Origin of the sequence: Leucothrix pacifica, assembly GCF_003172875.1 — a bacterium.
Taxonomy (GTDB): Bacteria; Pseudomonadota; Gammaproteobacteria; order Thiotrichales; family Thiotrichaceae; genus Leucothrix; species Leucothrix pacifica.
In genome coordinates, this window is sequence record NZ_QGKM01000074.1 from 1 (window position 1) to 20717 (window position 20717).

Sequence of the window (20717 nt, forward strand, 5' to 3'; positions counted from 1 at the left end):
CTTTCAATCATAACTCATCAATTACTGCTAACCAATGATTTTGACGGACTAAAAGCCCTGTTTCAGCGCTTCTTTTCCAGCATTCCCTACAACTGGTACAGCAACAACGATATTCAACAATACGAAGGCTACTACGCGAGTGTTTTCTACTCTTACTTTGCGTCTTTAGGACTCGATATCACCGTGGAGGATGCAACCAATCTTGGCCGTATCGACATGACATTATTGTTTAATGATCAGGTGTATATTTTTGAGTTTAAGGTGGTTGAATTAGCCCCTGAAGGAAAAGCGCTTCAGCAAATTATCGACAAGGGATATGCGGATAAATTTAAGGGGCTGGGAAAAGCGATACATCTGGTTGGGGTTGAGTTTAGTAAGGAAAGTCGAAATGTGGTGGGGTTTGGTGTTGAGAGCCTCTAACTAATCGTAAACTCGAAATTCGTGCTGTTCTTGGAAGCTGTGACTTGGCACTTTGGAGCGCGAAAGTATCGGAATGTCGCAACAGGAGACCACGTAAGCAATACTGACCAAATCTACCGTAAACCATCATTTATGCAGCGAAGTGGCATCTATTTGCTCACTGCACATAGTGCTGAATAGGTTACTTTCGCCCAAACCACTGAAGCGCAGAACCGAAATCGGATGCAGGAATTTGTATAGTTATTTCTCACTAACTTTGATTACTCGAGCTTTTATAGCTGATAGTAAAATAGGGCCAAATATTCGGCTATCTATCGAATTCTCACGATTATCACTGACAAAGAAGTATTCGTTTTCTGATAACTTTATGTCTGAATATTCCAATCTAGGATTAAACCTTCCGGGCCCTCTACAAATTTCGTACCTAATTTCATTGATGGACTCAGAAAATTTCTCACAAATATATTTTTCAATTTCAATTTGACCCAAAGATCTGGTTTTAAGTAACACGCCATTTAGGTAAGTTGATTTGTTAATAAATTTAATATGATCCCCAGGTTTGCCTAAGATACGAGAAAAATAAGTAACATCTTTAATATTAGGATGATTGAAAGCATAAATCTCACCATGAGAAAAATTACATTCAGAATTTTCATCTGAGCAGTTTATTAATTGAATTGTTTCCCCTTTGTTAATTGAAGGAGCCATGGTATTTGCAGAAACAACAGATATATTGCTAACGTCACAACCAGATAACAATATAGTCAGTGACAATAAATATTTAGGATTCATACTACCTTGTTTTTGAGCATTAGTAATTGAGGGAGTCTATACTCATTGACACCGAGTTAATCCGTATGTACAGATTAACAGCCTTCCTAATGTGACTAACGCGTAAGTGTTACTCCCAAGTTTACACTTAGGGTTACCCTATTTTTAGGATTCGAGATTGTCGTATCTTGCTGATCCGTGCTAACACCTAGAGAGGCTATTGGCTCTTCACACACAGACTAAGCTCTACCTCTACTAACAGCAACACCAGTAGTCTCCCGAACAATCAAATCCGTACCAAGCTCACAACGCTCAACCCTCTGATCATCTCCCTCAATGCATTGAATCAAATACTCAGCAGTCTGCGCACCCATTCGTCTGGATGGCGAATTCATAGTTGTCAGCGCAGGACTAATCACCGCAATAATCTCAATATCATCAAAGCCAGTAATCGAGATATCCTCCGGCACCGACAAACCCAGTTCTCGGGCAGCACACAAAGCCCCCAGCGCCAAAATATCATTACCACAAATGACTGCAGTGGTTTGCGGGTGATGTGTCATTAATTCATGCATAGCCAAGCGGCCTTGCTCTCCGGAATAACGACACTCCAGTACCTCACCATCATCTAAGCCAATGCCATTTTGCTGCAAGTGCTGCTTGATACCTTCCAGTCGCTGTTGCGCCCGATCATTACCACGTAATATTCCTGAGATAACACCAAAATGACGATGCTCTAATTCCACCAAATGCTCAGCAATGCGCTGCCCTGCTTTGGCATTGTCAATCCCGATACAGCTATATTTCGACTCAGGGTTATACGTCCATATATTCACCAGTGGAATGCGGTGCTGCTCAATCGCATCAAACACCCCTTGATGATGATCCTCACCGACCAAGACCAAACCTTCTATACCCTGCGTTAACAGGCTCTGCACTTCCCGCAATTCCTCATCTAATGAGTAACTACTTTGTGCGAGCAGCAAGGTATAACCGGCTTTGGTTAGGTCTCTTTGTAAGTACTGGATTGCTTCAGAAAAGATTGCATTATCGATAGTGGGCACGATGGCACCGATGGTAAAGGTACGCCGCGAAGCCAGTGCGCGGGCTGCACCGTGCGGAACATATCCCAACGTTTCTATTGCCTCACGTATTTTTTCCTGCAGGGATTGTTTTACTTTGTCGGGCTGATTAAGACAGCGGGATACGGTTGCAGTGGAGACCCCCGCATAGTCCGCAACATCTTGTAATGTCGGTTTTTTTATTGTCATTTCCCGCCTCATACCCTTGCGAGTGGACAGTGTAACAAATGAATTAGTGTAAGTGTATTGACAGCGATCACCTTTGGAATCTATGATGTAAGCGCTTACATTTTATCAAAAACCGTATTTTAACAGCAGCTGACGCCGCACTAAGCTTCATGCATTTCCGACTCAGCGACTGACAATTGGAGAAATCAATGGCTATTCACTACCTGAAAAAAGCGGCGAAAAACGCGACCACAGGCGAAGACAATACCCGCGAGATTGTTTCGACCATGCTTAAAGAAATTGAAGCAGGTGGTGAGGAGCGTTGCACAGAATACGCAAAACAATTGGATGGCTACGAAGGCAATATCGTTGTTACTCCAGAAGAAATTGAAGCCGCAGGTAACTCACTTTCTCAACAAGTAAAAGATGATATTCGGTTCTCTTATGACCGTGTTTATGGGTTCGCTGTGAAGCAACGCGAGGCACTCATTGACTTTGAAACAGAGCTATCTCCGGGTCTTTGGGCAGGACAAAAACAAATCCCCATGCAAGCAGCGGGCTGTTACATTCCGGGTGGTCGCTACGCACACGTTGCCTCAGCCGTTATGTCTGTAGCAACCGCCAAAGCAGCAGGGGTTGACCATGTTATCGCCTGCTCACCACCTAAGGCGGGTGTTGGTTGTCATGCTGGTATTTTGTACGCAGCGAACCTGTGTGGTGCGGATACAATTCTCGCACTGGGTGGTGTACAGGGTATCGCGGCAATGGCCTTTGGTTTATTCACTGGTAAGCCTGCAGACATTCTGGTTGGTCCGGGTAATCGTTTCGTTGCAGAAGCGAAGCGCATGCTCTACGGGCGTGTTGGTATCGACGTATTTGCAGGCCCAACTGAGATTGGCATCATTGCGGATAAGAATGCAGATCCAAATATTATCGCTTGTGACCTTGCAGGTCAGGCAGAGCACGGGCCAGATTCTCCGGCTTGGCTGTTTACCACTGACCGTGCACTTGGTGAGAAAGTCATCGAGCTAATGCCTGGTTATATCGAGAAACTTCCTGAAACAGCTCGCAATGCTGCAGGTCCGGCGTGGGCAGATTATGGCGAAGTCATTCTTTGTGATACGGATGAAGAAGCAGCAGTTATCAGTGATCAATATGCCTCCGAGCACCTTGAAGTGCACTGTGACAACCTTGACTGGTGGGTAGATCGTTTACGCAATTACGGTTCTTTGTTTGTTGGTGAAGAGACCACTGTTACCTTCGGTGATAAGTGTTCTGGTACTAACCATATCTTGCCAACTAAAGGTGCGGGACGTTACACCGGCGGTTTATTCGCAGGTAAGTTTATTAAGACGGTTACCACGCAGCGGATGACTCGCGAAGCCAATCGCGAAGTGGCAGCAGCGGCAGCACGAATCTCCCGATTGGAAGGTATGGAAGGTCATGCCCGAAGCGGTGATGATCGCTTGGCGAAGTACTTCCCGGACGAGACCTTTGAGCTACAAGTGAAATGAGCATGACGCTGTTTGATCTATCCGGCAAAGTCGCACTGGTAACTGGTGCGACATCCGGCATTGGCTCACGTCAGGCCATTGCCCTAAGCAATGCCGGAGCCAGTGTGATTCTGGTCGGCCGTCGGGAAGATCGATTGACTGATCAATGCAAGACGCTACGAGATCAGGGACGCTCCGCACTCTATATCGTTGCAGATTTATGCGATGAATCCTGCTGGGATGACTTGGTTTCCGGCAGCCTCGATGCCTTTGGCCAAGTTGATATTCTGTGTAATACCGCTGGCGTTAACCTAAGACAAGCCGCTGAGGATGTGACACCTGACAGCTGGGATCAGACACAAACGCTCAACTTAAAAGCGCCATTCTTTTTGGCACAGAAACTTGTCCCACAAATGAAAGCACGAGGTTGGGGACGCATCATTAATGTTGCCTCCCTCCAATCAGAACGCGCCTTTCAAAACGGCATTGCTTATGGTGCATCGAAAGGCGGGGTCACTCAGCTGACCCGTGCCATGGCAGAGGCTTGGTCGTCAGACGGCATCAACTGCAACGCGATTGCGCCGGGCTTTTTCCCGACCGAGCTGACACAGGCGGTGTTTGAGCAGCCGGAGTTAACGCAAAAATTAGCTGACCAAACCGCAATTGGTCGCAATGGTGATCTCAGTGATTTGGACGGCACTTGTATTTATCTGGCCAGTCGAGCCTCGGATTACGTGACCGGTCAGGTGATCTATATCGACGGTGGCTTTACCGCTAAGTAACGGTTTGCCCTATCTGCCATTGAAGTGGCGGAGTACAAAGGAGGAATTCGCATGACTATGAAAGCGCTGGTTTATACCGACACGCTGGAAATGAAGTATCGTGATGAGCCATTACCCACCGTTCGCGACGGTGACGTAGTCATGCAGGTTTCTGCGGCTGCGATTTGTGGCTCAGATATGCACGCTTATCACGGACATGATGCTCGCCGCGTGCCGCCACTGATTCTCGGTCATGAAGTCTGCGGTACCGTGATGGATGGAAAACACGCCGGACAGCGCATGGTGATTAATCCTCTGATGTCTTGTGGTGTTTGTCGTGATTGCCTGAGCGGTCGTACTAATTTATGCAGAGACCGTGAGCTAATCGGTATGTATCTGCAAGGGGCTTATGCCGAGCAAGTGGCGATATCTGAGCGCAATTTGCTGGCAATCCCCGATGATATGGATTCGGTACATGCTGCATTAACAGAGCCGACTGCAACCGCTTTACACGCGATTGCCTTAGTTGAACGAATCGCTTACAGGCCTCTATCTGAAATGACTGTGTTAGTTCAGGGTGGCGGTGCCATTGGTCTGCTGGCAGCGCTGATTTTAAAAGCGAAAGGTTGTGCGCATATCGACCTAGCAGAAACTAATGCACTGAGGCGCGCTAGTATTGAAGAACAACATTGCTGCGATGTGTTTGATCCGATCAATGAGCCAGCGCCCAACTCGGAAAACTATGACGCGGTATTTGATTGCGTCGGTTCCTCACATACACGTGAAGCGGCCAGTGCTGCAGTTCGGCCCGGTGGCATTATTTCACATGTAGGCTTACAAAATTCCGGTGATGGTTTTGACAGTCGCCGCATTACCCTGCAAGAGATTACGGTGTTGGGGAATTACTGCTACACCACGCCAGATATGCAAGCCAGTATCGACATGCTTTATCAGAAGCGTCTGGGAAATTTAGACTGGGTAGAAGTACGCCCACTGTCTGCCGGCGCTCAAGCCTTTGATGATTTACACCACGGTCGGGTAGCGGCCGGAAAGATTGTTTTACAACCTGATTCATTAGCCTAACCCTAAATTCTAATTGAGTTTTACGGTTCCCGCTTATCCAAGGAGACGTCCCATGAATAACAGCGATCGCATCTGGTCCGCTATGCAACACAGCAATATTGACACAGTTGCCTACCTGCCCTGTAACAAACTCAATGTGTTAATGGCGAATAAACCGGACGACATGGATATCTGGGATATCACCAAAGAGTCAGCAGGTCTGGGGCTTTGTTTTGGTCGAAGTCTTGCAGGCAAGCGCTCTGCGATGGCGATACAAAATACCGGCTTGGGCAATCTGATTACCGAGCTTTACACCCTGCAAAAACTTTATGAAGTAGCCTTACCCATTTTTGTATCCTGGCGCGGCCACTACAAAGAACCGATTGAGGCACAGATCATCTTTGGTGAGAAAGTTGAAACGCTACTGGATGCAATTGATGTCGAATACAAAATCATTGCCACTGCTGATGATTTAGTAGGACTGAATGAGGATGTCGCCGCCTGCTTCACTGAAAACAAAGTAAAGGTCTATTTACTATCACCTGAGATCTGGGAGGAGAACAAACCGGATTATCACGTATTTGGCCAACCAGCGATTCAGGCAGTGCAAACCGATGTGCCGGGCTATTCTGGCTCACCTACCGTCACACGCTACGGTGCCATCGGCCAAATTATGGCTGCAGTGGACGACAACGATATCGTGTTATCGCAAATAGGCTTCCCCTCCAAAGAGGTCTATAACACGAAAGACCGCCCAACCAATTTTTACATGCTGGGCGCATTAGGTGCAGCTACCGAAGTGGGCATTGGTTTAGCCAAATCAATTGAAGAACGTCACGTATATGTCATTGATGGTGATGGTTCGTTCTTCTTTAACCCGAATCAATTGGTGGATTTGGCATGGTACAAGCCTTCAAATTTAACCATTATTTGCTTGGACAATGGCAGCTGGGGATCAACCGGTAATCAGCCTGCGCCAAGCTCACAAGGCTACAATCTGTCAGCCATTGTCAAATCGCTAGGTATTGACTCCGTAGCGATGAGTGATCAGGAAAGTGAGCTGCATGCCGCAATGAAAGATAAAGTGAGCTTTGTGCATTACATGATTAATGCCGGTAATGACAAAGTCGGTGGAGAGATTCCACTCAAAGCGCTGGAGATTAAACAACGCTTTATGCAAGCAGTGGAATGATCAAATGACGCCAATAGGAGTGATATAAATGAGGCTTCAGTGCAGCACTTAAAACCGCTATCAGCCTGCGTGCCCGACCTAAAAAACCGGGCTCGCAAACGCATTCCGGGCTTTGCCTTTGATTACGTCGAAGGCGGCTGTAATCACGAGGCCGCACTTCACCGGAATCGTCAGGCGCTGGATGCGGTGCAGCTACGGGCAGATTATCTGGCCCCCTACTCTCCGCCTGATTTAAGCACGACTTTATTTGGTCAGGACTATGCCGCTCCGTTTGGTATCGCTCCACTCGGACTTACGGGTATTGTCTGGCCCAATGCCTCACTGATGCACGCCAGAGCCGCCAAAAAAGCCAATATTCCTTATGTACTGAGCACCTTATCCACTAGCTCCATTGAAGATGCGGCGGCGTGTGCAGAGGACAATTTCTGGTTTCAACTGTATCCGCCATCCGATCTGGCTATTCGCGCTGACCTGATAAAACGCGCAGCCGATACGGGCTGTAAAAACCTGATCGTCACCATTGATGTAGCCGCTGCCGGACACCGCCCTAAAGACATCAAAAACGGCTTAGCCATTCCACCTAAAATCACACCCCGTAGTGTTTTCCAGAGCGCACTGCGACCACAGTGGTCAATCGCAACGCTGAAAGCTGGCCTTCCGCAGTTTGCGTCGATCCTGCCGTATATGAAGGACTTATCGAATATTCAGGACGTTGCCAACTATGTGCGCAATACATTGAAGGATGTTGTGGACGAGCCAATGCTGAGGACTATTCGCGATAGTTGGCAAGGCAATTTAATCGTCAAAGGCATTAACCATGCGGATGATGCGCTGCGGGCGGTGGCAGCCGGTGCAGATGGCCTTATTGTTTCTAACCATGGTGGTCGGCAGTTAGACGCTGCAGAAGCATCAATCAACACCATTGAATCAATCAAAGCGGCAGTACCTGAGCACATCGTGGTGATGGCTGACAGCGGCGTTGAGAGTGGCGTGGATATTGCCCGATTTTTAGCCCAGGGCGCGTCAACGGTCTTTTCAGGACGGGCTTTTTTGTATGGCGTTGCTGCTCACGGAGAAGCAGGCGCAGAACATACCATTGATATTTTACGCGATGAATTACAGCAGGTGATGAGCCAGTTGCATTGCACCGACACATCACAAATACAGCGGCATAAACTCAATCGTAACACTGAGTAAAAAGCACGCGCAACACCGATAAAAACGGAATATATTAAATTTAATGAAACAATTAGTTCCGTAATAGTAAATATTTGCTATTCAGATACAAATATGATCTTATAGCAAGAAGAGGAGTAAACCGGCATCAAAAGGCTGACACAGCTAAGCTAATCGCATTGTGTCAGGCGCTAATGGTGTTTTTTGATAACAGCTTGAGTTACAGCAAGGTTGTATCTATGGGAAGAAACGGTTTTACAAAACATCGCATCATCTTCGCTGATATTCTTTTGTCTGGCGCTTTCGTGCTGACCATCACTATGCCAACTGCGCATCGCTTCTCTGCATTACGTAAAAAAGTCTTTTTTATCGGTACGGCGTTGGCCGCTGCTTAAGTTAATGCTTAAACCCCGCGTTATGCCTTCACGGGCGGGGGCGCATTGAGGAGTGAAGGCACACAGTTAGGAGTAGGAGATAATCATGTCTGTTCTATCGAAATTGACAAAAACGATGGTCAGCGCTGCGCTTGGGCTGGCAGTGTTTGGAACCGCAACCGTAGCGACCGCAGAAGTAAAAATCCGCGTTCAATCGGTGATTCCGGCAAAGGCTGACGAAGTATTCATGTTGAATGACTTCGCCAATGACGTTCGCGCTTTGACCAATGGCGAAGTAAACATCGAAGTGTTACCGGCAGGCGCAGTGGTTGGCGTTAAGGAAACACTGGATGCGGTTGATAAGGGTTTGATCGAAGGTGGATTTGCCTGGACGCATTACTGGTCTGGTAAGCACCCTGCAGCGATGCTCTTTGGTTCACCAGTGGCAGGTGCGGGTGTTGGTATTGATAACATCGCATTCCTTTCTTGGTTCCAGTACGGTGGTGGTAAAGAGCTTTACGACCAGCTTTGGGATGAGATGGGTATGAACGTTAAAGGTTTCATGCTGCAGCCGGTTGGTCCAGAGGCACTCGGTTGGTTTAAAGAGCCAATCAACTCAATGGATGACTTCCGTAAGTACCGTTTCCGTACCCCTCCTGGAATCCCGGGTCAGACGTACAAAGACATCGGCGTAGCATCAGTTGCAATGGGTGGTGGTGATATTTTGCCAGCACTTGAGAAAGGCACAATCGATGCGGCGGAGTGGTGCTGCCCTAAACCAGATAGCGTATTTGGTTTCCAGAAAGTACTGAAGCACTACTACTTGCAAGGTTTGCACCAGGTGGTGGTAAACGCGGATATGTATCTGAATAAAGATGTATACAACAAGCTGACGGACAACCAGAAGAAAGCCTTGGAAGTTGCAGCGAACGCATCTTTGTCAAAAGCGATTTCTTACCGCATCTATGAGAATGGTAAAGCGCTTAAAGATCTGGTTGAAAACCACGGCGTCATCCTTCACGACACACCTGCCGACTACTTCCCTGCTTATATGAACGCGGCTAAAGCGTCATTAGAGAAGAATGCAAAAGAGAACGAGTTCTTTGCAAAAGTATGGCAGTCACAGAAAGACTTTGCGGCAATCGCAGTGCCATTCTGGGCCGGTGCGCAGGCATCAAACGCAGCATTGGGTAAAGCCTTTGCCGATAGCGTTAAGTAATACCTAGCAACAACTCTACAGTGCCCTACTTTAAGGGTGGGGCACTTTTTCTACCGAATATTAATGTAGCAATCCTTGTGAATGCAGCTTTGCTGATGCTCTCATTTACAGCTTTAGGATGTATTCACAAGCATTGCACAACCGTTAAACACACACCCATGGGAATATAGAGATGGCTGAAGAAATCGAAATCGGTGAATTAGATATCACCGACGAACTCATCGCCGAACGTCGTGCCGAAGAACCGGGGCAAACTCCGGAAGACATGACACCTTGGCAGCGCCCGATTACCGCGACTATCGATCTGATCAACTTGTGGGCGGGCCGGATTCTATGTCTGGCGCTGGTGCCGCTGATCTTTGTGATGGTGTTTGAAGTCGTCTCCCGAAGCCTGTTCGGTGTGCTGGCAGCCAATGATATGGCAGACACGGCCAGAGCCTGGGGTTTAGGCCCGACATTATGGGTATACGACATTAGCCGGATGATTGGTGGTGTGTTGTTTATGGGAGCAGCGGGTTATGCCTTGATGCGTGGTGTACACATTCGTGCAGACTTCATTTACCGTAACTGGTCACTCAAGACACAAGCGACGGTAGACGCCACACTGTATCTACTATTCTATTTCCCGGCGATGCTGTTTTTCTTCTGGACTTCACTGGAGTACGCGCTGGACTCCATGGGCTTTAAAGGCTGGGGAGAAGAATGGGGACGCTGGGAAGAGGCCAGTGATTCAACCTGGGCACCTTACTTGTGGCCTGCACGGATCTTTATGCCCATCGGAGCATTCTTATTATTCCTGCAAGGTTTCGCTGAGTTATTCCGTGCATTCCACCAGATGGGAAAAGAGCGCGAAGCTAAGTACCTAAAGTTCTTCCTGTTTTATCTGGTCGGTTTAGCCATCGTTTTTGTGTCTGTTTTCTATCCTGATGTGCTACCGCTGGGTGACTGGCTAACCGGCATTTTCGGTGAAATTACGGTATCAAAACCCGTCATTGGTATGTGGATGTTGGGAGCCATGTTGTTCTCAATTTTCGTCGGCTTCCCGATTTCATTTACGCTGATCTTCCTCGCCTTTGTGTTCGGTACATGGGGTGGCAGCAGTAATCTGACGTTCTTCCTGCTGACGCTACAAACTAATTCAACCATGCTGGATGATCAGTTGGTTGCTGTGCCGCTGTTTATCTTCATGGGCATCATGATGGAACAAGCAGGCTTAATGGAACGCTTGTTTAACGCGGTGCAAATGATGATGTCACGCACCCGTGGCGCGCTGTTTATCGCCGTACTGTTTGTATCAATGATCTTTGCGGCAGCGACCGGTATCGTGGGGGCTTCGGTAACCATTCTCGGTATCATGGCCGCCAAAACCATGAACCGTTCGAATTATGATGTGCGTCTGTCAGCCGGTGCGATTACTGCCGGTGGTACGCTGGGTATCCTGATTCCACCATCGATCATGTTAATCGTGATGGGGCCGGTACTCGAAGTACCTGTAACTGACTTATTCCGCGCGGCAGTATTCCCCGGCGTCATGTTGGCTTGCTTATACATGATTTACACGATTGGTCGCTGCATGATCAATCCAGATCTTGGTCCGGTACTACCGGAAGATGAACAACCAGAAACATCACCTTTCTATATTCTGGAAGTAGCCTTAGTAATGGGCGCCTTAGTGGTGTTTATCTGGCTTTGTACAATGGGTGCAGCGGGTACCTTAGGTGAACTATTCCCATTCGGTGGCTTAGTCATTCCATTAGCATGGATTGGTTTTATGTTTGCCGCCTTCGCCTGGACTCGAAAAGTGAAACCTAAGGGCTTCTACTTCTCTGATCTTTGGTACGAGTTCTTTATGGGTCTGGTACCGCCGACGGTATTGATTGCCTTTGCACTGGGTTCAATCCTGATGGGATTCGCAACGCCAGCAGAGGCGGCAGCCTGTGGTGCCTTCGGTTCGATATTACTCTCGGTTGCCTACGGTAAATTTAAAATCACCGGTGGTTATGATGCACTGATCAAGACACTGGAAATCACCGTGTTGATCATGTTCTTAGTCGCAGCCTCTAACTTCTTTGGTGCGGTGTTCTCGAATCTCGGTACGCCGAAAATGTTGACGGAGTTATTGCTCTCCTTCGACCTCTCGGCAGGCTGGACGCTATTCCTGATTATGGCGCTGATCTTCTTGCTCGGCTGGCCGCTGGAATGGGTACCAATTGTATTGATTATCGTACCGATTCTGTTACCCGTGGTTGAGACATTGAACTTTGGCTTAGAGCGTACTGACCTGCTGGTATGGTTCGCGATTCTGGTAGCGGTGAACCTCCAAACCGCCTGGCTCAGCCCGCCTGTGGCGCTATCGGCCTACTTCCTCAAGGGGGTGGTGCCGGAATGGGATCTCAAAGATATTTATCTGGGCATGATGCAATTTATGGTGATCCAGCTAATCGGATTACTGCTTATTGTATCCTTCCCGCAAATAGCGCTCTGGTTACCCAACTTTATATACGGTAACTAGTTGATATTGATTAAGTCTCGATTATAGTACCCAACCAATTCTTTAAATGGGGTGACATATGGCGAACGCGACTGGTTCTAATTCGACGCTTTTTAGAGGCATGAAAATCATGCAGCAAATCGCCGAGGCCAGTCGGGGCTTATCCATCGCGGAGTTGGTAGAGTTAATCGGTCTGCCGAAACCGACTGTTCACCGTATCGCCACACAGCTGGAAGAGGAAGGTTACTTACTGCGAGGCCCGGACAAACGCTTTGTGGTGGGTGAAGGGTTGAAACGGTTCGCACTGAATGTTCAGGCGAATCAATCAGTAGGCGCTCCCCGACATGCCATTTTGGAGAAGTTGTCTCAGGAAGTCGGCGAGACCTGTAACTGCACCATGCTTGACGGACATAACACGGTGTATTTTGACCGTGTGGAATACAACTGGCCGATTAAAATTGATCTGCATTTGGGATCTCGTTTGCCTCTGCATGCTACCGCCAGCGGTAAATTGTTTTTGGCATTTATGAAGCCATCAGAGCGTCGACGCTTATTGACCGCCATCACCTTGAGTCAAAACACGGAACAAACCATCACCTCAATCGATGATCTTGAGATACAACTCAAACAGATTCGAAAAGAAGGGGTAGGGTTTGATAATGAAGAACTGTTAGCCGGCATGGTGGCGATCGCCGTTCCGGTCTTTAATCAGGCTAAACGTATTTGTTTTACCGTCGCGGTACACGCCCCTACCAGCCGTAAGAGTCTGGAAGATTTACGTCGATGTGTGCCTGCCTTGCGTCGGGCAGCCGATGCACTTAGCGCATCCTATTGTGATGAAGAAGAGTAGAAAATGAGCAGCAGTGAGTACGATTACATTATTGTCGGAGCCGGTTCAGCAGGTTGTGTATTAGCCAATCGTTTGTCTGCTGACCCTGCGAATAAAGTCTTGCTATTGGAAGCCGGTGGCAAAGATATTAATCCGTGGATTCATGTGCCGGTGGGATACTTTAAAACCATGCACAACCCATCGGTGGATTGGTGTTATCTCACTGAGCCGGATGAAGGAATTGCTGGTCGCCGTTTGCAGTGGCCGCGCGGTAAAGTACTCGGTGGCTCCAGCTCGCTCAATGGTCTGTTATACGTGCGTGGTCAAGCTGAAGATTACGACCGCTGGGACGCTTTAGGTAATACCGGCTGGTCTTATAAAGACGTGCTTCCCTACTTTAAAAAGTCCGAAGATCAGGCGCGTGGCGCTAATGAATATCACGGTGTAGGTGGGCCATTGAAAGTGTCAGATCTGCGCCTGCGTCGTCCGATTGCGGACTACTTTATCAAAGCCGCCACGCAAATCGGCATTCCTCTTAATGAAGATTACAACGGTGCCACTCAGGAAGGTGTGGGTTACTTCCAGCAAACTGCACATAAAGGATTTCGTTGGAGCACGGCCAAAGGGTTTCTGCGCCCAGCCATGAAACGAAGCAATCTTAACGTTGAAGTAAAAGCCACCACCAGCAAGGTTATATTTGATGGCGACAAGGCAAGCGGTGTTGAATACATCCAGAATGGCCAACGTAAAATTGCAAAGGCTAAGAAAGAGGTCATTCTGTCCGCAGGGGCTATAGGGTCACCACAAATACTGCAACTATCTGGTGTAGCAGATCAGGCATTACTGGAGAAAGTCGGCGTTCCTTTACAGCACCACTTACCGGGTGTAGGACAAAATTTACAGGATCATTTACAGATTCGTTTGGTCTTTAAAACCAGCGAACGCACGCTAAATGACGAGTTAAACAGCTACTGGAAACAGTTCAAGGTTGGCCTGCAATATATCCTGAAACGCACCGGCGCACTGACGTTGGCTGCCAGTCAGGTGACTATCTTTACTCGCTCGCGCCCCGATGTTGAACGTCCGGATATCCAGTTCCACTTTCAGCCCTTAAGTGCAGACAAACCCGGAGAAGGCGTTCATAACTTCTCAGCATTTACGTCCTCTGTGTGTAATTTACGGCCTTATAGTCGCGGTCATTTGGAAATTACATCAGCTGATCCCCTGCAATATCCGGCGATTCACCCCAATTATTTATCAGATGAGCGCGACCAGCAATTGGCAATCGACAGCATTAAAGTCGCCCGCAATATTGCAGAAGCACCTGCACTTGCGCCGCATATACTCGATGAATATGTGCCAGGTAAGCAGTATCAAAGCGATGAGGAGTTACTCGTTGCTGCGCGTGAGCATTCCCAAACCATCTATCATCCAACCAGCACCTGTAAAATGGGCAATGATGACATGGCAGTGGTAGACACACGTTTAAGAGTGCATGGCTTAAAAGGCTTACGTGTTATTGATGCGTCTATCATGCCGGAAATTGTGTCGGGAAATACCAATGCACCTGCGATCATGATTGCTGAGAAAGGAGCGGATATGATTTTGGAAGACAATGCCTGATATCTTTGTGAACTGGGCATCAGTTCAGTAATTCGCACTAAACTCCACTCGTAAAAAAACCCCGAATAATCGGGGTTAACAAGGGTTGGTACCATATAGAATACCAACTGAGGAGGAGCTCATATAAAGTATAGTAACAATAATAAAAATAACACATCTTTAGCAAGTAAATTGCCACTATATTTATTAAATATAACCAAAAAATAACTATATGCTATGCAATACATCCAAATGATACAGCTGCCCTACTGGCTCGAGTGCAATTAATTCATCGTCATCACCATTGATACTGATCACCATGTGTGGCGGTACAAACGCACCTTCACCACCGGCTTTTGGTGACACAATCTGATGCGCCATTGCCAACTCAGGGGTAATCGCCGCTCTGAAGTCTTCATAAGAGTCATAGTTAAGACGCACTTTTGATACGATGGTATCAAACAGAATCACCAGCTGCGGTGGTGGCGGGTTATCCTGCGAAAAGCCCAAAGAGTGGAAAATGCCGGGCTTCGCCCATGTCAATAACTCGGCCTGAGCATTTGACACATCCCAGGTTTCATTGCCCTTACGCGGCACAGCGGTTTGAATGAAATGCTCAATCATATCCGCACTGTCCCATGGCCGGAACACCAAACCTCCACCACTCAATGGCCGGTTGGGTAAGCGTGAGCTTAACGGCTCCAACCAATCCGGTGCTTCTTCCAAATCGACTAAGCGGTTCTGCTCACAGTTCATGGTGTAACCATCCGGACCGTTCCCGTAATAATCCAGATGCTGACCGTTCTTCCAGAATGTCATCCCAGAGTTAACCATTTTGAGCACTTTTGGCCAGACAGCCGCACCGAAATGCTGACTGATCACTGCTTGATTAATCGGGACATTTAAGCCCAGATTCAACGCCAGATGCATGCCTGACTCGGAGCAATAGACCTGTGCAGACTTCTCATGCAATTTGCGCATATCCGCTTTTTTGCCCATCAACGCATTTAGCACTGTGCTACCAAAGTCGATTACCTTATCCATGGTATTGGTCATCAGATTATCGTTACCGTTATAATCCGGTGGGAACTTGGTGACTTTGTGAATCAGCATCGACCAGGTGCGTACATTATTAATATAAGCACGCTGCTCTGCCGAACTAATATCCCCCAAAAACTTTACCCGCCACATCAAGGCTGGGTAGTCCTTGGGGTTCACATGACCCGCTTTATGCTGATTAGCATAGCTTCGCGGACTATCCGTGGCCACAATACCCGGCTTACCTGAGCTACTTCTGATCCCAATGTAATTACGGATATGCGTGATGCTGAACTTAAGCATCTCAAGTCCCTTCTCTTCATCCTGCATCACTTGCCGGGTGATGGTTCGGTTTCCCGGATTATGATGAGAAGCCCCCAAATACCACTCACCCGGTAAAGCAAATCGCAACATATCCCGCTGCTTACTTTTCCAGGTGTTTTTGTAGGCAATCAGGCGAATATCAGCATCACTCCTGATATGTGTTGGCACCTCCTCCCACTGATCACCAATCTGAATCATCTTCGTCAATAAGTCGCGCGGGGTTTGTAGGCTAGGATCTTTCCATAGCTTGGAAGCTTCAGAGGCATTGATGGTGTAATTGGATGCCGGTAAATCGCGCTCATAACACTGATCCGGATGATCAGCAAAAAACTGATTGGCTTGTGTCAGAGTCATTTCGGCTAATTTAGGAACCCGTACAGAACCATCTGGGTTCACCACGCCCGGCTGCGTGGGTAAGAAGTCAGGTCTGGAAGCCAACTGCCCTTCGAAAATTCCACCTAAGATACGGATGCGTTCGGCAAGTTTAGCGCGGTTTGGGTTATCCGCGTTCTCCGGATCGACTGATGCCCAGGTACCATTCTTATCCTTTTCCTCAAAGAACAAGTAAGCCTCTTCCGCATTGATCTGGTTATTACGCTCAGAATTACTCAGCTCGACTAGCTTGCCTCCGGCGATCGCCAAACGGTGACCATCTTTTGCCAAAAGGGCTCTGAGGTCGGCAGTACTCATACCAGCCTGCTTTAACTGACTGACCATGGCAGTATTTTTAAGGTTAATCTCAAGGTTCTTATATCGCTCAATAAATGCAACACGATCCGTCGGAATCTGACTCATAACTACCCCACAAATTCATTGATGGCTGCCCGTAGATAGCCTTAATTAATGCATAATTTATAACTATAGATCAGTTTCTTATGATTTGTTGGCCTGATCTAAAAATATACTATCAGTATTTTTTGAGCCATTTATCCGTGACGGTTGCCTAGTGTGGCCTTTAAGCGATATAGTGGTAGAAAAGCAACTAATAATAAAACTATAAAGGTTAATAACAATGAAAGCCTACTCGCTCCCTTCCCTAGCTATGACAGCCATGTGTACCCTCTTTTTAGCCGGCTGTGGTGGTCAGGAAGATGCTTCTCCCAGCGCCTCAAAAGCGGCTCCGGCTAACAGCGATAGCTTGTCTATATTTCTAACTCTACATAAGCAATTCTGCGAAAAAGACTTTCAAAACAGAGACTCATTGGTTAAAGCACTGGAAGCAGATTCTCGTTTTCGCCCTGCTCCGGGTTTTATGGGAGTTTTTGAAACCAAGGTCGATGGTATTAGTTACGCGGTATCACCTGAGATTGACGGCTGCACGACCGATGTCATGGTAAAGAACAATGCGACGGGAAAAGTGCTGTTTAGCTACGACGAAATGAATCAGGCCCTGTTGAAAAGCGGATATCGTGTAGTGGGTGAAGAATCAAGCCGCAAAGACATGGGCTCGGACAATCAAGAAGTCACTATTTTGGAAAAAACATTTGTATCACCGAAGGGTGAAACAACCAATCTTGACTATCCTGCGGATCGTCCTGATAAATACTACATGACGCTGTTTGCGAAAAAGTTCTCTAGTGCCCCAACGCCTTCGTCGTTGAGCTTGAACAAGCAATAAATCATTTAGCAAACTGCAGGCATAAAAAAAGGCACCCAAAGGGTGCCTTTTTCGCAAGTGTTGCGCCGATAAATTATCGTGCGTAACGCTTGTTGAATTTGTCTACCTGACCCGCAGAAGTGTTCAAGCTCTGCTTACCCGTGTAGAAAGGGTGAGATTCGCTAGATACTTCAAGCTTGATTAGTGGGTACTCATTGCCATCTTCCCATGCGATGGTCTCTTTAGCTGGAGCTGTAGAGCGCGTCAAAAATGCGAAGCCACTAGTGACGTCCTGAAATACAACTTCTCTATAATCTGGGTGGATACCGGCCTTCATGGTGAAGATCCTCAAAATTTGGTGGTTAAATCTAAGACCGCGAATCATATCAGATATGTTTTAAGCATGACAATAGCTTTTTATCCACAAACCACGAGATTATAAGGCTATTTTAGTCTTTCTTTTTTCCACGGGCTCGCGGATGCGCCTTATCATAAACAGAAGCCAAGTGCTGATAGTCTAAATGCGTATAAACCTGTGTCGAACTAATATCGCTATGGCCTAAGAATTCTTGCACTGCCCGCAAGTCGCCGGATGATTGCAACAAATGTGATGCAAAACTATGCCTGAGTTTGTGCGGATGGATACTTTGGGTAATCCCTTGCTTCTTTTGCCAATGATTCATGCGTAACTGGATGTTACGGTGAGAGATGGCACTACCCTGACGACTCAGAAACAAATCACCAAGCTGCTTCCGGTTTACCAAGGAACGATGCACCAGCCAATTTTTCAATGCTTCTACGGCTTTGCTACCTACAGGGATAATACGCGTCTTATTACCTTTACCGGTCACTGTAACCAATGCACCCGTAAGATCAATGTCTGCCATCTGCAAGCTTGCCAACTCAGCTAAACGCAAACCCGAACTATAAAACAATTCGATAATGGCTTTGTCCCGCACACTAATAAAATCATCGCCTTCAATATTGAGCAGTTGTGTGACTTGTTCGATATCCAGAGTTTTTGGTAAGGGCTTGGTATCACGCGGAGCACGCACGTCAATCGCAGGATTAAGTGACAGGCGTTTGTGCTTAATCTGGTACTGGTAATAACTACGCAGTGAGGAAAGCTTGCGCTGTAAACTCCGTGACTTTAACCCCTCACGGTGCAACTGACTGATCCACTGGCGAACAGAAAATTCGTTCACATCATTGAGTGAACCAACTTCAGCATGTTTGTCTAGCCACTGGCTAAACTGCAGCAAATCTCGTTGGTAGTTTTCCCAGGTATGTTGCGAGTAACGGCGTTCGAACCGGAGATAATCCAGAAACGCCTGTATATCAGTTTCAGTGTTCAAGATGTTGCGCAATAGCCGTTGCGATTAACTCACCTAAGTGACTTAAGAAAACCGTACCAACACCAGAATGAAAACGTTCAGCCTCAAGACTACCCAATGCCAACAGACCAATACTGTGATTACACTGTAACGGAATCAACGCAACAGACTGAATACGTGATCCATTCTCTCTAAACAAGAAATTTAACTGCTCTTCCGGACAAGGCCCGCACACGGGTTGAATATCATCGAGCAAGCTACGCATCGCGATCATCATAGCGTGATTGCTGCGTACAAAGTGCAGCCCCGGCATATCAGTACCCGGTTTGTCATGGAATAAACGGAACGACACAAAGTCTGCGTTGAAATCATTACGTAGCACATCCTGACAAGTACTCAGGAGCATATCAAGACTATCCGCGCGTAATAATTCTAAAGTCAGGTGCTGCAAACGTTTCATGATTTGCTCATTACTGCGCGCAGCTGAAATCAATCCTTCCAGCTGTGATTCGATGCGCTTATTTTTATCTCGTAATACAGAGACCTGACGCTCTAATAATGACGTGGCGCCCTTAACACCCTGACTGACCTCCAACACCTCCAGCAACTCACTATGATTAATCAGGAAGTCGGGATTAGCAGACAAAAATTCAATAACGGTTGATTCATCCAGTGTTGCAGCGGGGGTGGATTGTACCGATGTACTCATATATTTATAGTTCCGTGGAATACGGTTGCGACCGGACCGGTCATCATCACCGGTGAGTGTTCGCCCGCCCAGTGAATCTCTAGTTTACCTGCAGGCAGTATAACAGTTACCGGTGTGTCTAATAAGCCCTGTAGACGACCGGCCACAATTGCCGCACAAGCGCCCGTGCCACAGGCCATGGTCTCACCCACACCGCGCTCAAACACGCGAAGCCGCACTTGTTGACGGTCAATAACTTGCATAAAGCCCACATTAACTTGCTGCGGAAATACCTCGTCACGCTGAAACTCACTACCGATAGACTCAACCTCAGCGGTATCCACATCATCCACCACTAATACAGCATGAGGATTACCCATGGACACTGCTGAAAACTCAACCTGACCGTTATCTTCTAAAGTATGAGAGTAGCGAACCTGCTGTTCAGGCATCGCCAGCGGAATCTCTGCAGGAAGTAACTGCGGCTCCCCCATATCAACCGTTACCTGACCATCCTCACGCAGATTAAGCACAATTCGACCACCTGCAGTTAGTACAGGGATTTCCGTTTTATCCGTCAGCCCCTGATCAACTACAAAACGGGCAAAGCAACGCGCGCCATTACCACACTGCTCGACCTCACTACCATCTGAATTAAAGATGCGATAGCGAAAATCGCAGTCAGCAACCGGCGAAGCCTCAACCATTAATAGCTGATCACAGCCAATACCTTGATGACGATCCGCGATGGCTTTAATCATAGGATTAGTCAAATTGACATCCTGATCAATCGCATTGATCATCACGAAATCATTTCCCAGGCCGTGCATTTTTGTGAAGTTAAGTTGCATAATTTTAGTGTGTCGCTTTCGGGTTAACCCTATTTCATCAGATTGTTAATCTTAACACTATTATCAAAGTCTTATGCTAATAAGCAAGCCTCTATCGACTAGTAGATATTGACAGTACCTAAGCTGGTTTTAAGCTGGCGTATGTTAGCGATTGCTGATATGGTGATGCGCAATATCAGATATGCCTAATATAGGAGAATGATATGAACGCATCCCAACCTTAAATCAGAGTGGTTAATCAGACA

Annotated in this window: 19 protein-coding genes; 12 read left to right on the forward strand and 7 right to left on the reverse strand. The window is 47.3% G+C overall.

Features of this window, described 5'->3' with window-relative positions; genetic code table 11:
• On the forward strand, positions 1 to 420 hold a 420-nt coding region (locus DKW60_RS18775), incomplete at its 5' end, for a PD-(D/E)XK nuclease domain-containing protein (protein ID WP_245929740.1).
• 240 nt (positions 421 to 660) lie between these two features.
• Here the strand turns inward: DKW60_RS18775 and lepB are convergent.
• Together lepB and DKW60_RS18785 are read right to left on the reverse strand one after the other, a co-directional pair.
• Complete coding sequence (gene lepB / locus DKW60_RS18780) at positions 661 to 1212, reverse strand: signal peptidase I (RefSeq protein ID WP_109839204.1); 552 nt, start codon at positions 1210 to 1212, stop codon at positions 661 to 663.
• Positions 1213 to 1430: 218 nt separating this feature from the next.
• Entirely contained in the window at positions 1431 to 2462 is a 1032-nt protein-coding gene (locus DKW60_RS18785) for a LacI family DNA-binding transcriptional regulator (RefSeq protein ID WP_181389793.1), read from the reverse strand.
• A 188-nt stretch (positions 2463 to 2650) separates the two neighbouring features.
• Between DKW60_RS18785 and hisD the strand changes: the two genes are divergently transcribed.
• The 10 genes from hisD to DKW60_RS18835 all read left to right on the forward strand — a co-directional run bounded on the left by hisD (position 2651) and on the right by DKW60_RS18835 (position 14661).
• Entirely contained in the window at positions 2651 to 3955 is a 1305-nt protein-coding gene (gene hisD, locus DKW60_RS18790; protein WP_109839206.1) for a histidinol dehydrogenase, read from the forward strand.
• Positions 3956 to 3957: 2 nt separating this feature from the next.
• Positions 3958 to 4716, forward strand: coding sequence for an SDR family NAD(P)-dependent oxidoreductase (locus tag DKW60_RS18795; RefSeq protein ID WP_109839207.1), 759 nt, complete (start codon positions 3958 to 3960; stop codon positions 4714 to 4716).
• Between the two features lie 51 nt (positions 4717 to 4767).
• Positions 4768 to 5778: an alcohol dehydrogenase catalytic domain-containing protein gene (locus tag DKW60_RS18800; protein WP_109839208.1), complete on the forward strand. Its 1011-nt coding sequence runs from the start codon at positions 4768 to 4770 to the stop codon at positions 5776 to 5778.
• Positions 5779 to 5830: 52 nt separating this feature from the next.
• Positions 5831 to 6949, forward strand: a complete 1119-nt coding sequence (locus DKW60_RS18805; RefSeq protein ID WP_109839209.1) for a thiamine pyrophosphate-dependent enzyme — start codon at positions 5831 to 5833, stop codon at positions 6947 to 6949.
• Positions 6950 to 6988: 39 nt separating this feature from the next.
• Positions 6989 to 8146, forward strand: coding sequence for an alpha-hydroxy acid oxidase (locus DKW60_RS18810; RefSeq protein ID WP_181389794.1), 1158 nt, complete (start codon positions 6989 to 6991; stop codon positions 8144 to 8146).
• A gap of 218 nt (positions 8147 to 8364) precedes the next feature.
• Positions 8365 to 8520: a hypothetical protein gene (locus DKW60_RS23795; RefSeq protein WP_181389795.1), complete on the forward strand. Its 156-nt coding sequence runs from the start codon at positions 8365 to 8367 to the stop codon at positions 8518 to 8520.
• Positions 8521 to 8605: 85 nt separating this feature from the next.
• Positions 8606 to 9718 carry a TRAP transporter substrate-binding protein gene (locus DKW60_RS18820; protein WP_219988836.1) on the forward strand — a complete coding sequence of 371 codons (1113 nt, stop codon included), beginning with the start codon at positions 8606 to 8608 and terminating at the stop codon, positions 9716 to 9718.
• Positions 9719 to 9890: 172 nt separating this feature from the next.
• Positions 9891 to 12230: a TRAP transporter large permease subunit gene (locus DKW60_RS18825; protein ID WP_109839212.1), complete on the forward strand. Its 2340-nt coding sequence runs from the start codon at positions 9891 to 9893 to the stop codon at positions 12228 to 12230.
• 58 nt (positions 12231 to 12288) lie between these two features.
• Positions 12289 to 13059, forward strand: coding sequence for an IclR family transcriptional regulator (locus DKW60_RS18830; protein WP_109839213.1), 771 nt, complete (start codon positions 12289 to 12291; stop codon positions 13057 to 13059).
• A gap of 3 nt (positions 13060 to 13062) precedes the next feature.
• A complete protein-coding gene (locus DKW60_RS18835) occupies positions 13063 to 14661 on the forward strand; it encodes a GMC family oxidoreductase (RefSeq protein WP_109839214.1) in 1599 nt (532 codons plus the stop codon).
• Positions 14662 to 14868: 207 nt separating this feature from the next.
• On the opposite strand, the gene DKW60_RS18840 is transcribed toward DKW60_RS18835, so the two are convergent.
• The gene (locus DKW60_RS18840) at positions 14869 to 16797 is read right to left on the reverse strand and encodes a hypothetical protein (RefSeq protein WP_109839215.1); all 1929 of its coding nucleotides are present in this window, start codon (positions 16795 to 16797) and stop codon (positions 14869 to 14871) included.
• A 217-nt stretch (positions 16798 to 17014) separates the two neighbouring features.
• Between DKW60_RS18840 and DKW60_RS18845 the strand changes: the two genes are divergently transcribed.
• Entirely contained in the window at positions 17015 to 17620 is a 606-nt protein-coding gene (locus tag DKW60_RS18845; protein ID WP_146203527.1) for a hypothetical protein, read from the forward strand.
• Positions 17621 to 17693: 73 nt separating this feature from the next.
• Here the strand turns inward: DKW60_RS18845 and DKW60_RS18850 are convergent, their stop codons facing one another.
• The 4 genes from DKW60_RS18850 to dapF form a co-directional block, all read right to left on the reverse strand.
• Positions 17694 to 17936, reverse strand: a complete 243-nt coding sequence (locus DKW60_RS18850; protein ID WP_109839217.1) for a type B 50S ribosomal protein L31 — start codon at positions 17934 to 17936, stop codon at positions 17694 to 17696.
• A 112-nt stretch (positions 17937 to 18048) separates the two neighbouring features.
• On the reverse strand, positions 18049 to 18954 hold the full coding sequence (gene xerC / locus DKW60_RS18855) for a tyrosine recombinase XerC (protein ID WP_245929741.1): 906 nt from the start codon (positions 18952 to 18954) through the stop codon (positions 18049 to 18051).
• Positions 18944 to 19642 carry a DUF484 family protein gene (locus DKW60_RS18860; RefSeq protein WP_109839219.1) on the reverse strand — a complete coding sequence of 233 codons (699 nt, stop codon included), beginning with the start codon at positions 19640 to 19642 and terminating at the stop codon, positions 18944 to 18946. Before DKW60_RS18860 ends, xerC begins: the two co-directional genes overlap by 11 nt.
• The gene (gene dapF, locus DKW60_RS18865) at positions 19639 to 20472 is read right to left on the reverse strand and encodes a diaminopimelate epimerase (RefSeq protein ID WP_109839220.1); all 834 of its coding nucleotides are present in this window, start codon (positions 20470 to 20472) and stop codon (positions 19639 to 19641) included. Before dapF ends, DKW60_RS18860 begins: the two co-directional genes overlap by 4 nt.
• Positions 20473 to 20717 lie beyond the last annotated feature (245 nt).